The sequence below is a fragment of the Akkermansia muciniphila genome (assembly GCF_030848305.1).
GTDB lineage: Bacteria > Verrucomicrobiota > Verrucomicrobiia > Verrucomicrobiales > Akkermansiaceae > Akkermansia > Akkermansia muciniphila_A.
Genome location: NZ_CP114598.1, coordinates 661,735 through 676,006, shown reverse-complemented (window position 1 = coordinate 676,006; position 14,272 = coordinate 661,735). Strand labels below are relative to the sequence as shown.

At 55.5% G+C, this 14,272-nt stretch carries 11 protein-coding genes; 8 read left to right on the top strand and 3 right to left on the bottom strand.

Translation table 11 applies throughout. From position 1 onward, the window contains the following. Positions 1-32: 32 nt before the first annotated feature. From O4G22_RS02995 to O4G22_RS02960, 8 genes are all read left to right on the top strand, one after another. Positions 33-311, top strand: a complete 279-nt coding sequence (locus O4G22_RS02995) for a hypothetical protein (RefSeq protein WP_306702123.1) — start codon at positions 33-35, stop codon at positions 309-311. A 579-nt stretch (positions 312-890) separates the two neighbouring features. Beyond that, positions 891-1,562, top strand: a complete 672-nt coding sequence (locus O4G22_RS02990; RefSeq protein ID WP_256943580.1) for a 3D domain-containing protein — start codon at positions 891-893, stop codon at positions 1,560-1,562. An 87-nt stretch (positions 1,563-1,649) separates the two neighbouring features. After that, positions 1,650-2,288, top strand: a complete 639-nt coding sequence (locus tag O4G22_RS02985; RefSeq protein WP_290488260.1) for an endonuclease III domain-containing protein — start codon at positions 1,650-1,652, stop codon at positions 2,286-2,288. A gap of 93 nt (positions 2,289-2,381) precedes the next feature. Continuing rightward, positions 2,382-3,173: a MotA/TolQ/ExbB proton channel family protein gene (locus O4G22_RS02980; RefSeq protein ID WP_094136879.1), complete on the top strand. Its 792-nt coding sequence runs from the start codon at positions 2,382-2,384 to the stop codon at positions 3,171-3,173. A gap of 78 nt (positions 3,174-3,251) precedes the next feature. Next, positions 3,252-3,758: an ExbD/TolR family protein gene (locus O4G22_RS02975; RefSeq protein WP_094136880.1), complete on the top strand. Its 507-nt coding sequence runs from the start codon at positions 3,252-3,254 to the stop codon at positions 3,756-3,758. Between the two features lie 11 nt (positions 3,759-3,769). Beyond that, the gene (locus tag O4G22_RS02970; protein WP_094136881.1) at positions 3,770-4,228 is read left to right on the top strand and encodes an ExbD/TolR family protein; all 459 of its coding nucleotides are present in this window, start codon (positions 3,770-3,772) and stop codon (positions 4,226-4,228) included. Positions 4,229-5,406: 1,178 nt separating this feature from the next. Beyond that, on the top strand, positions 5,407-8,640 hold the full coding sequence (locus O4G22_RS02965) for a tetratricopeptide repeat protein (RefSeq protein ID WP_094136884.1): 3,234 nt from the start codon (positions 5,407-5,409) through the stop codon (positions 8,638-8,640). Between the two features lie 26 nt (positions 8,641-8,666). Then, complete coding sequence (locus O4G22_RS02960) at positions 8,667-9,710, top strand: hypothetical protein (protein ID WP_143245680.1); 1,044 nt, start codon at positions 8,667-8,669, stop codon at positions 9,708-9,710. Positions 9,711-10,163: 453 nt separating this feature from the next. On the opposite strand, the gene O4G22_RS02955 is transcribed toward O4G22_RS02960, so the two are convergent. The 3 genes from O4G22_RS02955 to O4G22_RS02945 form a co-directional block, all read right to left on the bottom strand. Continuing rightward, the gene (locus tag O4G22_RS02955; protein WP_306702122.1) at positions 10,164-11,285 is read right to left on the bottom strand and encodes an Lrp/AsnC family transcriptional regulator; all 1,122 of its coding nucleotides are present in this window, start codon (positions 11,283-11,285) and stop codon (positions 10,164-10,166) included. A gap of 64 nt (positions 11,286-11,349) precedes the next feature. Beyond that, the gene (locus tag O4G22_RS02950) at positions 11,350-12,957 is read right to left on the bottom strand and encodes an Rne/Rng family ribonuclease (RefSeq protein ID WP_232051454.1); all 1,608 of its coding nucleotides are present in this window, start codon (positions 12,955-12,957) and stop codon (positions 11,350-11,352) included. A 184-nt stretch (positions 12,958-13,141) separates the two neighbouring features. Continuing rightward, positions 13,142-14,173 (bottom strand): rod shape-determining protein, encoded by a 1,032-nt coding sequence (locus O4G22_RS02945; protein ID WP_094136888.1) that lies wholly within the window; start codon positions 14,171-14,173, stop codon positions 13,142-13,144. Positions 14,174-14,272 lie beyond the last annotated feature (99 nt).

Here is a 14,272-nt window from a genome sequence, read left to right as displayed (position 1 = left end):
TTCGTACCGGAGTGTAATCTATTTCCGGACGGATGCAACAGCCCATTCGGTATGTGCCCGTCTGCCGGGTGAAACGCCGGAACCTTTTATGGAAGGCTGCCCGGAAGGGAAAAGAAATGAAGGTCATAGGCGCTTCCTTCCCGTGGCAGCGCCGTGAAAACGGACAGGAAGCCCTTTCTCTGGCTGAACTTCCTTTTTCCGGTATGAGTGTTACCCGGAATTTGGAAGACAGCGGCCAGGGAGGGGGCTTTTTTCAACCGGGCTGGAGCGTCTTTTCCCGTGGCGCGTTTTTGCGGCGGGAACGTTACTGATAACATCCGGACTTTCCGGCTTTCCCTTACAGGGGAATCTTCCTTCCAGTCTCTTCTTGACTCCTTCCTTCTGCTGCATGGGAAGGCTGTGAAAATGCGGAGATGGCAAGGGAACGGGCAGAAATTCGCGTGGGACCTTGAACGGCAAAGGGAAATTCGTTCAACGGGAGACGTGTTTTTCTTGCCCATGACGCCTTTGCGGGATATCCGCCCTTGAGCTTTTTCAGGAAATATTTTTGAGTGATTGTGTGCTCTTTGTGTGTGTAATATTTTTATTATAAATGGAATATGGTAAAAATAAAAAAGTGTGTCGTGGTGTGATAGAAAAAAGTGTTTCGGGAAGTATATTATTTGTCATGATATGACAAAAATGCGGCATGTTTTATATATTGTTTATTTTTAGTAATTTATAATAATAGATCTTCCTTGTTTGGTAAGGGCTGAGGGGAAAAAAGGATTGCCAAGGCAGGGATTATTTCGTACCCAAGAGCCGCCGTTGCCGATTTTCCGGCTTCCGCACATGGCCTGAAGGTTTTGCCGGAGTGATTGCCATGTGTATGGCGCCTAACCTCGTACCGCATGAATTTAAGAATAATTGCCACCCTGTCTTGTGCCGTCGCGGCCATGTTTGTCAGCAGCTGCTCGACAAACGGAGCCGTAACCGGCATGGGGAAATCCAGTAGTGACGCTCTTGTTTTAGCCCGTGTAGGTGAAACTGCCCAGGGATTCGTCCAGCCCCTGGCCCCCAGTCGCTCGGCAGCGCCTTCTTCCAAACTTCCCAAGTTGGGGCGCGACAAGCACAAGATGCCGTTTTATCATCCCGCTCAGCGCACCCGTGTAGTGCGCACCACGGCTTATACCCATTCCGAACGCGACCATTTGGCTTACGGCCCCCGGAATGCCGTTGGGACGACGCTGAAATACACGTCTTCCGTCCGCAGCGCCGCTGCAGACTGGTCCGTTTATCCCCTGGGGACGACGTTCCGCATCAAGGGCCAGCCCTACCTTTACGTTGTTGATGATTACGGAAGCGCCCTGGTCGGCACCGGCACCATTGATATTTATCAGCCCAACAAGAAGCTGATGAAGGAGTGGGGCCGCCGCTATGTGGAACTGACGATTGTCCGCTGGGGAGATCCCGCCAACAGCCTGGAGGTGCTCGGCAGCCGCCGCGGCTACAGGCACTGCCGCGCCATGTATGCGGCCCTGCGGCACCGCGTTTCCAAGGGGTTTTATGCCAAGGCTGACTGACCTGTGCTTTTCATCCCGGCGCCGCCATCACTGCATGGCGGCGCTTTTTTATTTTCCGCCGTGCGGGCGGAGTGGTAATCTGGCGGCATGAATACGAAAAAACGGGCTTCCATTGTCCGGGAAGAACTCATGTCCCTGTACGGGGCCCCTCCTATTCCCCTGGTGCATCGCGACGCTTATACGCTGCTGGTGGCGGTTCTCTTGTCCGCCCAGTGTACGGACAAGAGAGTAAATCTGGTGACTCCTGCTCTGTTCGCCCTGGCCTCCACCCCGGAGGAAATGGCACGGCAGGATGTGGCCGCGGTTCGGGAAATTGTGAGGCCCTGCGGTCTCTCGGAAAGGAAGGCATCCGCCATCGTGAACCTCAGCCGCATCCTGGTGGAAAAATACAACGGGAAGGTTCCTTGCGACTTTGCTGCTCTGGAATCTCTTCCGGGGGTGGGGCATAAAACGGCTTCCGTCGTCATGGTTCAGGCTTTCGGCGTTCCCGCCTTTCCGGTGGATACCCACATTTTCCGTCTTTCGCGTCTGTGGGGGCTGAGCAAGGGAAAAACGGTGGAAGCCGTGGAACGTGATTTGAAAAGCCTTTTCCCTGAAAATTCATGGGGAGATCTTCATCTGCGTATTGTCCTGTACGGCCGTGAATATTGTCCTGCGCGGGGATGCGGGGGGCGCTGCCCCATCTGCAGCCGGCTGGCCCGGGAATGCGGTTCCGCAGGCGGCTGAATTTTTTACAAGGTCTAAAATGAATGCTTGCAAGTCTGAATGGGCATGCTTTAATACGTCAGTATCTTGTTGAACAACCATATAACTTAAATTATGAAGAACCTTTTTAGACTGGGCTTCCGTTTCGTTGCATTTGCTTCCGTTCTGATGGCTGCGTTTTCTACATCCGCTTTCGCTCAGGAAGCCGCTGAAACTGTTGCTCCGCAGGAACAGACCATGCTTGACAAATGGATCATTGCCGGTGGTTGGACCATGATTCCGATTATGCTGGTGGAAGCTTTCATCATCTTCCTGGTGATCTACAACATGGTAGCCCTGAAAAAGGAAAAATTCTGCCCGGAAGACCTCAAGGTCACCCTGTTGCAGCTGATGGCCGAATGCCGCATCCGGTCCGCCATTGAAGTGGCTGCCGGCAGCCCCACCTATCTGGGCCGTCTGGTTGCCTACGCTCTGCCGAACGTGGATGCCACCCGTCCGGAAGACCTTGGCAAGGATGCTATTGAAGACGCCGTAGCCGACTTTACGGCCAACGAAAGCCGTGCCGTGTTCAAGTGGATTAACATGCTGGCCCTTTGCGCGCAGATTTCCCCCATGCTCGGTCTGTTCGGAACGGTGCAGGGGATGGTGGGCGCGTTCGGTACGCTGGCTACCGCAGGCCAGGCGGACCCCACCCAGTTGGCCGGTGATATTTCTGTGGCCCTTCTGACGACCTTCTGGGGCTTGATCAACGCCATTATCGCCACTCCGTTCTTCTTCTTCCAGAAGGGTATAGCCAATGCCCATATTGCTGAATGCGTGGGCACCGTGCAGGAAATGGTGAATACCTCCATCAATGTGGTGAACGCTGAAGCCCAGCTTGCCCGTATTCCTGAAGGTTTGGCCTGATTGCCGAAACAGACGGTCCGGTCCGGAAGCTTCCGCGTGTGCGGAGCCGGACCGGAGAATCTCAACCAAATGTAGCTTATGGGTAAGAAGAAAGCTAATGTAGCGCCTGAAGAAGTAAATGGGGAAATGGATATGTCCCCCATGATCGACATGGTTTTCCTCCTGTTGATTTTCTTCGTGGTGAACGCTACGGCCATTACCGTTAAAAAAGATAAGAACATTCAGATGCCCACGGCCAGCAGCTCCGGTGAAGTGAAATCCGCCAACGGCTGCATTGTGGTGAATGTTTATGGGGAAGGCGCGGGCAAGCGGCCGCCCGGCGTAGATCCCAGTGTTCTCTGGTCCTCCGACGTAGGCACCCCGCTCAACTCCACTGACGAACTCAAGGAATATATCAAGAACCTTGCGGAACGCTTCAAGGACAAGCAGGATTTTGAAACGCGCCTTTATCTGCGCGGTGACCAGCAGGCTCTCTTCAAAGGGTCCCGGGAGGTAATCCGTGTGGCTGCGGAATGCGGTGTAATCAAAGTGATTTTTGCCGTTCTGCCTGCCAAGAATTCCTCTACTGCAAACAAGGCTGAATAACTTTACGCGCTATGGCAAGACACAAAAAACTGGAGACGGTTGAGGATGAAGATCCCAAGCTGGATATTTCCTCCCTCATCGACGTGTGTTTCCTTCTGTTGATTTACTTCATTGTGGCGACTTCCCTGATTCAGGAACGCAAGCTGGATATGTCCATGCCGGGTCAATCCATGGGCGAAAACGCCTCCCAGATTGAGCCGGCGCTGATCCGCATCATCAAGGACGGCACTATTTACTGGGGCAAGGACAACAGCCTGATGATCGACAATGACATGAACAACCATAACCTGGCGACGCTCGTGCAGCAGCTGGAAGCTAAAAAACAGGAAGCCAGCGCCGTAGGCACCAAGCCGGTAGTGCAGTTGTGGGTGGAAGGGGATGTCCCCCACCAGCGTGTTATTGACGTCATGAACGCGTTGACGGAAGCCGGAATTACAACGGTGGCTCTGACTGATCTTAAGGACGACTGAAAGTAAATTACCTTTATTTTTTTCATTGTCTCTTAGCTTCCGTTCCCTTTGGGGAGCGGAAGCTTTTTGTTATTGCCGGGGGAAACAGAGGCTTGCATACGGCAGCAAAGCTCCGTGGAAAAGTTCGGAGTAGGGCATGCCCCTTTTATTGTACGATAAATGTTCTGGTTGGGAGATGCAGTTTTGGCTGGAGCCATACTCCTTCATGGCCCGGCGCGGAATCCGTTTTTCCCTTCGGGGGAACCGCAGGCGGCGGATAGCCGTGAATTTTGACCGGGGACGGAGCTTCAAGAAAATGTTGCTGTCTTTTTCCAGTATTGTATTCCGTGCGCGTTCGGGAGGGGGCAGGCGGTCTGAAGATGCGCATTCGGGAGAACGTTGGAGATGCCGGCTTCAGGAAACCTGTTCATTCACGGGAGGGATTGAAAGAGTGATATTGGAAGGCGGGTGAAGCAGATAAAGGAGAAAGCGGCTTGAACTCTTGATCTTATTTGTGCAGTGACCGGAAGGTCCTTATTGGTGATTCCCGGAAGTGATCATTTGTTATTGGGGAATACGGGGGGAGGAAGTATATTTTTCCCGTATCTCCCCGTGGGGAGGAATGGCTGTTTTTTCATCAGAGAAGGCGAAGGCGTTTATTCCGCTCCGTTTTTCATGATATTTCCTTTCAGTTCGCGGCTGGGATTTCCTATTGGAAAAAGAAAATTGGGCAGGGGCTGTTGTTGGGGGAGAAGGCCGGCATGGCTGTGGATGCCGGAAAAATGGCATCCGGTCCGGCGGACGCTGTTTTCGCCATATTGCATGTGCCTCTGATGTCTTGATGGACGGGATTCGGGGCTGATGAAGCCGTGAGCCGTGTCCTGCCGGGAAATGGTGAAGGAGGGAGCGTAGAGTTCCTTTGGCCGTAGAGTGGTGCGGCGGGATATTGAAAAAGCCTTTTTATGCCGGGAAAAGCAGTATTTTCCCGGATGTCCGGCGCCCACCTGCCCCAGCTTCAAACAGACGGAGGCTGAAAGAACTTTCTTGCAAGGATGACTAAAAAGGTAAAACTTTCTTCTTTAGAGTTTGACACATCCTGTTAAAATGACGCAATCCATTACAGATAGGTGCATTCCGTGTATTTGCACAGATACTGTGCCTGTTTTATTATCTCTTCTGTTTCAACGAATTTTAAACACATGATCAAATCAAACTATACTACTGCACTGGCTGCAGGCCTGGTCTCCGTGCTGAGTATCGGGGCGGCACTTCCATCCGGCGCCCAGCATGGCCCGCGCGATTACCAGCGCACGGCCCTGACGGCCATGAAGGAAGGGAAGTGGCAGGAAGCCCTGGAGGCCGTGGAGCGCTGCATCCGCGTTTATGAACCCCGTATCAAAATGCTGGGGCTGGATGACGGCTTCGGCTGGTTCTATTATCAGAAGGGCGTTTGCTTGGCCCAGTTGAAGAATTACAAGGAAGCGGTGGAAGCGTTCAAGACTTGTTACACCAAGTTTCCGAGCGCTAAAAACCAGCTCGTGAAAATGGCCCTGTTCCGGGAAGGGGAAAATTACTGCCGTCTGGGCGATTTTGCCAAGGGCGCGGAGCTGCTGGAGAAATTCTTGAAAGAATACCGCAGCGACCCTGTCGCCAGAAACGTCAATGCCGGTGAAGTGCAGGGGCTTCTGGCCCAATGCTATTTCAAGATGTCCCCGCCTGCTTTTGAAAAAGGTCTGGAAAACCTTGGCTCCTGCGTCACGTCCCGCTACAAGGGCCGCCGTATTACGGATGCCGTTATCACCAACGGCTTCCTGGCGATGGTGGATGCCGCCATCAAGACCGGCAAATGCAGCGAAACGGTGAAATTTGTGGAAAACTACCCTTCCGTGATGAATATCAGCCCCACGCGTGTGGCGTTGTACGCTCCGCGGCTGGTGAGCTACGTTGCGGAGGTGCTGGAAAAATCCCGCGCCCTGCTTCAGGAAGGAAAGCAGAAAGAGTCTGAAGATTATGCTTCCCTGGCGATGGTGCTGATGGGCCTTCTTCCCGATCAGGCCGGAGTCATGGCGGATGCCAATTATTCCCTGGACCGTCTGGGCCGCGCCAACGGCGCCGTGCCGGGCGTGACGGATTTCTCCCATACGCTGGACAGAGCGAAGGTGACTGCCCTGATCGACCAGTTCAACAAGATGAAGGAGGATGGAAAGGTCATGGACGCTTTCACGTTCAGCTTCATGGGCAACCAGGCTCTAGTGCATGGTTCTCAAAGGGTTGCCCGCGCTGCCTACCAGCTTATCAATGAATCCTACCCGGACGCTCCGGGCAGGGAGGATAACCTGTATTACCTGGCGATGACCACCTGGCAGCTGGGAGAAGCGGATAAGGGAGGCGAGCTTGTGGCGCAGCACCTGAAGGAATTCCCCAATTCCAAATATGCTCCCATGCTTAATACGCTGTCTCTGGAGGGACTCCTGAAGGAAAAGAAATTCGACCTCTGCGTCCAGCAGGCGGACAAGGTCATGGAGCTGCACAAGAATGATCCCACCCATAAGTTCTATGAACTGGCTCTGTACTGCAAAGGAGCTTCCCTGTTCAACCTGGGGGCTTCCGACGCTTCCCGTTACAAGGAAGCGGTTCCGGTGCTGGAACGCTTCGTGAAGGAATACCGTGACAGCACCTATCTGAAAACGGCCATGTACCTTCTTGGCGAAACTTACACGAACCTGGGCAATACGGATGAAGCTATCCGGGCCTTTACCAATTACATTGCCCGTTTCCCGGACAAGGATGATGCCAATATGGCCGCCGTGCTGTATGACCGGGCCTTCAACTACCTGAACCGCAAGAACCCCGGAGATGAAGAGCTTGCTGCGAAGGATGCGAAGGAAATTGTGGACAATTTCAAGGACCACCGCCTGTTCCCGTATGCCAACAATCTGCTGGCTAATCTGTATGCCGGCAGCAAGGAACATGAGCAGGAAGCGGAAGGATATTTCCTGGCTGCTCTGGAGTCCGCCAAAAAACTGGGCGACAAGCGTCCCGCTGCGGAAGCCGTGTACAACCTGTTTATCAATGCCACCAAGAAGCCTCTTCCGGTAGAACCGAAGGAAGCCGTGGAAACGGCCAGGACGGCGCGCCGGGACGAGGTCAAAAAATGGTATGACGAGTACTGGAAAGACAGCGATCAGCCCGGCAGCCGCTACAGCCTCCAGCTGGGCGCCGCCGCCATGGACTTCTTCAAGGATGACAAGGAGATGTTTGACCCGGCATCCGTCAAAATGCAGGAAATTATCGTGAGGGAAGGCAAGAAGGACGATCCCAAGATGACTGTCCTCCTGGAGGAAGCCGTCAATTCCTATACCAAGACATATATGGCCGGCAATCAGGCTCTGGGCCGTAATCTGGATGCCAATGCCATGCGCAACCACTTCTACCGGTTCCCCGGTGTGGACAATGATAAAGACAAGACGCTGAGCGCCATGCTTCGTATGGCCGTCATTGCCCAGACTCAGGAACGGTATGAAAAGGCTCCTGTGGAAACGGACGAACAGCGTGCCGAGAAGGCCGCCCTGGAAGGTCTGGTCAAGCAGCTCTTCGTGGAGCTGAAGCGCGACTTCAAGCCTTCCGACCTGCCTCCGTATACGCTTGTGAAGCTGGGCACGCACCTGGCCGGCGCTTCCCAGCCGGAAGAAAGCATCGCCTACTTTGATGAAATCCTGGATCCGTCGGAACCTGATCCGGTGCGTAAAAAGGCCCGCATCAACGGCATGTCCAAGTACCGCAAAAATGCGGTCTTCGGGAAAGCCGTAGCTCTGGGGCGCAGCAAGGATAAGGCCAAGGTGGACACCGCCATCAAGATGATGAAGGATGAACTGAGTAAGGAAGAATCCAGCTCCAATCCGGACCGCAAGGCCATGGAAGACGCTCAGTACAATCTGGTCAAATTCACCTCCGCTCGCCAGGATTGGCCGGCCGTCATCGCCGCCGCCGACAAATACCGCGAAAACAAGACCTACAAGAAGAATCTGCCGGAAGTCCTCTATCTGCAGGGTGAAGCCTACCTGAAGCAGAATGAGCTGGACAAGGCCCTGATCAACTTCATGAACATCACGGGTTCGTACAAGGGGCTCGTGAAGTGGTCCGCCCCCGCCGTGCTGGCGCAGATGGATACGCTGTGGAAGAGGAATACGATTTCCCAGGGCGCGGGCAAGCAGCCTTCCGACAGGTACGTTGCCTGGAAGGCCGGCAACCAGTATGTTCAGTTGCTGGATACTCCCACCAACCGCAAGAAGATGACGGCGGAGGACAGCGCCCTGGTCAATGAGGTGAAGGATAAGACGGCCAAGTTCGGTTCCGATCCTGCCGTCAGCCAGGAACGGGCGGACATCGCCGCCTATGAAGCAGCCATACGCGCCGCCAAGGGCCAGAAATAATAACAAGAGGTTTAGTAATCAATCATATGAAAGCACTTTCAGTAATAATGGTATTGGCCGGTTTGTCCGCCCTGGTCCCGTCCATGGCCCAGAACGCCCAGAATCCCCAGCGCCTGCGCGCCAGAGTTGCCGCGCCGACCATCAAGAATGGCCGTCCGACGGATATTTACATCCTTTCCTCCAATGGACCCGCAATCCAGTTTGTGGAGAGCAGAGAATCCCAGGAAGTCCTTCAACAGATGGCCAGCGCTTTCAAGACGCTGTATATCTTTGAAACGGACGATTTTGTGGATGCCAAGGTGGCTATGGAAAACCGGAAGAACCAGGAAGCCCGCAATAAGTTCCACGCTCTGGTGAACAAGTATGCCTCAACGCTTTCCATCAAAGACAGCCTGTCCGCCCGGGCGGCCGTCTATGAGCTGGAGTGCGCCATGCGCATGATGGACTGGGCTGGAGTCAAGGGATTGGCGGCCAAGTTCCCCGTCAGAGGATCCAATCTGTCTCCTGCCGCCCAGAATGACCTGGAGGTGGCGAAAATCATGGCCCTGATCCCGGATAAGGACTGGAACGGCGTGAAAAGCCGTGCCGGTTCTTTCCTGGCGACCAAGAAGAATGCCACCCGCCTCCAGCAGGCGCGGATGAAATATGCCCTGGGTGCGGCCTCCATGGTGGCCCAGGATTGGAACAAGGCGCTGGATTATTTTGCGGAAGCCCTAGTTTTGTTGCATGGCTCCGATGAGGAACTGGCGTCCGCCTGTGTGGTCCGCTCCCTGGATACCTATCTGCGCATGCCGGATGTCGCCAAGTTCTTTGAAAATCCCGCCGTCGCAGCTGTCGCGGAATCCAGAAAGAATAATGCCGACGCCGTCATTTCGGATTCGCGGATGAAGTCCCGTCCCGCTCCTGTCAGGGAAGCGGCCGCCCTGTACCGTCTGCATGAACTGATGTTCCCGGACAGGAAACTGCCGGCCAAGTACGACGGTTTTGCGGTTTCCTACAAGCATCCTGCCGCTGTTGCTCCCGCCAAGGCTCCTGACCAGGCGCCCTCGGAGCCGCAGAAGAAGCAGTGATGAATTGATGCGGCAGGTTTATTCGCCAGCCGGTCTTTCTTTAACAAGGGCCGTCCTCCCCATAAGGAGGGACGGCCCTTATTTTGTATTCCTCCTGTTTCTGCGGACGAAACTTCATCCGGTGCATCCGGTAGGGAAATCGCCCCGTGATCAGGGAGATCATGAACAACTCGTCAAGTTGGAGCGCGCATCTTTGAAGGCCTGAAACGAACTCTTTCAATTCTGTTTTCCAAGTGGCGGAGGACATGTCAAAGGCTCCGGAAGATTCGGAAAAACGGTATTAGGCCGCTATGCGCCGGGAACAGGGAACCGGGCGAGGCAGCAGGACGGAGGGAGAAGAGCGGCGCCGGCATCAGCAGTTGTGGAATGAAAAATGCTGTGCCTTCATGACAGCCTCTGCGGGAGGCCGTTCGGACAGGGGAGAGCCGCCGGAGATGGGCGGGAAGAGGGGCGTTACTGCAGAACGGGAGCTTTTTTTACTTCTTCCATCCATTTCCTGTACAGCTCCGGAGAAATCTCGGAAGGCTTGATTTCCGAACGTTCGCCCCAGAAAACGGCCGTGTGGAGGATGGGAATGCCGGAGGCCTCCAGATGGCGGTCAATCGCCGCCTTGTGTTCCAGAACGGCGTTTTTTTCCAATCCGTGTACCACACCCATGATTTGCGCCCCTCCAAAAACATCTCCGCCTGTTCTCCAGTAACAATGTGTCATGCAGATGTGGCGCCCGCATTCCGCTCCAGCCCGGATTTCCATACCGGTGGGAACCGTCCAATGGAACAGTCCGTTGTATTTGGTGACGGGGCCGTCGTTCGTTTTGGCTCTTACATGTTCCAGAAAAGTGGCGAAACGGCCGATGACCTGCTTCCGGTCCAGTTCTTCCGCCGTACGGCAGTATTCTTCCGTTCCCAGTCCTTCCCGGGCGGCACGGAGGGACCAGGGATCTTCCACCATTTCCTCAGGCCTGAGCTGTTCCTTGACGGAGAGGAGCACCTTCCATTCCAGTTCGGAGAGAGAAACGGTTTTCGTTTCCTGCATGGGGGCCGGCTCCGGGGTTTTTTCTCCGGGCCTGAGTCCCCTGCGGCGCATGTGTCCCACTCCCAGCGCAAAGACGCCGCGCGCCGGCAGCAGAACATAGCCGTTCGCTCCGATATGGCGTTTCAGGATGCCGCAGTGTTCTTCCGGAGTGCTGCATCCCACGGGCACCTTGACCGTAGTCCAGAGCCTGTAGTTGGCGCCGGGATTGGCCGCATCCGTATTGCGGAGCACCACATGGCCCGTAAAAGGGTCCTGCTCCTTCATCCAGTCAAAAGCGGCATCCAGTTTTTTCTCCGGCAGAGACCAGGCCACCAGGGCTCCCTGGGCCAGCTTGGTCGCCAGCAGCGTCTGGCGCACGCGGCGCACTACTCCGGCTTCCATCATGGCTTTCAGCCGCTGGATAACCACGGGAACAGGGTGGCCGCATTGTTCGGAAATAGCATGAAAGGGCCGGCGGCGGAATCCTTTGATGCGGTCTTCCGCCACCAGCAGGATGTCCGTGTTGACGGGGTCGTTCGGAGAAGTGGGGATGTTGTTCATGGCGGCGTAAAAAAGGCCGGGCGAGAGTATCGCCCGGCCCGGAAAGCCGGATTTGATTTTCAGGCTATTGCCCGGACTGGTAGAGGGGCTTGTTGTCGTACCGGGCGTCGTAAATGGCGAAGGATTCGCGGTGCTGGTTGTGGTCGCCCCGGAAGATCAGCCTTCCGCTGTGCTGGCGTTCCAGTTCCATGAGCAGGCTGGCGTCTTCATTCTTGAAGCGGGAGAGCACTTCCGAGTTGACGACGATGACCATGTCTCCGATGGTGTCCCGGTATTTCTGGATGCAGGCGTAAATTTGCCGCTGGATTTCCACGCTCATGGTCATCACGGATTTGACGCGTCCCCTGCCTCCGCAGTACGGGCACGGATCATGAACGGATTCCCGGAGACTCTCGTTGAGCCGCTGGCGCGTCATTTCCATCAGGCCGATGGGAGTGATCTGCAGTACCTGGGTTTTTGCCTTGTCCCGTTTCAGGCGGTCCTTCATGGCCTTGTAAACGGCCTGCTGGTCCTTCCTGTGGCGCATGTCGATAAAGTCCACCACCACCAGACCTCCGATGTTGCGCAGACGGAGCTGGCGCGCGATTTCATAGGCGGCTTCCAGATTGGTATCCAGAATGGTCTTGTCCAGATCCTTGGTGCCCTTGTTGCGTCCGGTGTTGACGTCAATGGCGATCAGAGCCTCCGTTTCGTCAATCACCAGGTAGCCTCCGCAGGGCAGAAGCACCTGGCGCTGGAACGCCTCATTGATTTGTTTTTCAATTCCCAGTTCTTCAAAGATGGGCGTGCGCACGGGGAAGTGCTGAATGTGGCGCTTGGCGCGACGGGAGATTTTTCCGGCAATGGCGCGCATGTGCTCCGTGGTTTCCGCGTTGTCGCAGATGATGTTGTCCACGGTGTCTGTGAGGAAATCCCGTGCCGTGCGTTCAATCAGGTCCGGTTCCTTGTACACGCAGACGGGAGCCGGGTTGGCCTCCTTCTTTTCTTCTACGCTGTACCATTGTTCCAGCAGCATGGCGAGGTCGCGGACAAAGTGGCGGTAGCGCTGGCCCTGGGCCACCGTGCGCATGATGATGCCCATTCCGTCCGGAACATTCAGTTTCTGCATGATCTGGCGCAGGCGCAGGCGTTCTTTGGGATCTTCAATTTTACGGGAGATGCCGAACTGGTCCGTGAACGGCATCAGGACCAGGTAGCGGCCCGCCAGGGAGACGTTCGTTGTGACACGGGGGCCCTTGGTGCCGATAGGCCCCTTGGTGACCTGCACCATGATTTCGGAGCCGATGGGGTAGATGTCCGGGATGTCTTTGGACGTGATTTTGCGCTGCTGTTTTTTCGGCCGGCCTTCGCGTTCGATTTCTTCCAGGCTGGAGTCCAGCGCGGCGGGAAGCGCGTCCCAGAAGTGCAGAAAGGCGTTTTTTTCCTGGCCGATGTCCACGAACATGGCTTTGAGGCCCGGCTCAATGTTCTTGACGCGGCCTTTAAAGATGCCGCCTACGATGTTGTCTTCGCCTTCGCGCTCGATGGTGTATTCTTCCAATACGCCGTTTTCCAGAAGGGCCACGCGGCGTTCGAGCTTTTCGGCATTAATGATGATAGTGGAGCCTTCCATGGGATCACAGGATCCGAAGCCGAAGGCCCGTTTGATTTTTTTAAGCATTTTTGTAAACACGGGGTGAGAATAAGCTAGGGTGTGCTATTGCCCGTAATGTTTCCGGTGGGCCGTCTCCCGTCAGGAGCGGCTGGAGTTGAAGCTGTAGAGATGGCCGGAAAGGAATCATGCAGGCAGTTGCGTTGATGTGATGCAGCAGTACGGGAGACGCAAGGCCGGAGCGCTTGCTCCGGAGATTGCGTCTTCAGTCTTCCGCATCAGTAACATTGGTGAAGAAGTCCAGTTCCTGGAGGGCTTTCCCGGTACCTTCCGCAACGGCGCTCAGAGGGTCTTCCGCAATGTGGATGGGCAGTCCTGTCTGGTCATGCAGGAGCTGGTCCAGCCCGCGCAGCAGGGCTCCTCCTCCGGCCAGAACGATCCCCCGGTCCACAAGGTCGGCGGCCAGTTCAGGGGGGCAGCGTTCCAAAGTCGTCCGCACGGCGTCAACAATCGTGTTGAGCTGTTCCGTGAGCGCTTCACGCACTTCTTCTGATCGAATCGTCACTGTCTTGGGCAGGCCCGCGACCAGGTCGCGGCCCTTGACCTCGATAGAGAGTTCCTGAGGCAGGGGGTAGGCGGAGCCGATACGGATTTTGATGTCTTCGGCGGTACGTTCCCCGACCATGAGATTGTAAGTTCTCCTCATGTAGGAGATGATGGCGTCGTCCAGTTCATCCCCGGCGCAACGGACGGAACGGCTGTAAACGATGCCGGAAAGGGAGATAAGCGCGACTTCCGTGGTGCCGCCGCCAATGTCCACGATCATGTTGCCTGCGGCTTCCTGAACCGGAAGGCCCACGCCGATGGCGGCGGCCATGGGTTCTTCAATCAGATGCACGCGGCGTGCTCCGGCCGCTTCCGCGGATTCCTTGACGGCCCTGCGTTCCACTTCCGTAATGCCGGAGGGGATGGCGATGAGCACGCGCGGTTTGATCAGGTAATACCTGGCCGTGGCTTTTTTAATGAAGTAGCGGAGCATTTCCTCCGTGATGTAGAAGTCGGCGATGACGCCGTCCTTCAACGGCCGGATGGCCGTGACGGAGCCGGGGGTGCGGCCCAGCATGCGCTTGGCTTCGTCTCCCACGGCCAGAACCTTGTCCCCCTTGACGGCGACGACCGAAGGCTCGCGCAGAACGATGCCCTGGTCCTTGACGTTGACCAGGGTGTTGGCGGTGCCCAGGTCAATGCCAATGTCATAGGAGAAAAGTTTGACAATTTTCTGAAAGAAAGATGACATAAAAAACTAGTGGATAAAGGCGTAGCCCTGAAACAGCCGGTGGAGGAACACCTCGCTTCTTCCTTTTCACGGGACTGAAAGCCTGGCACTCGGACCGGG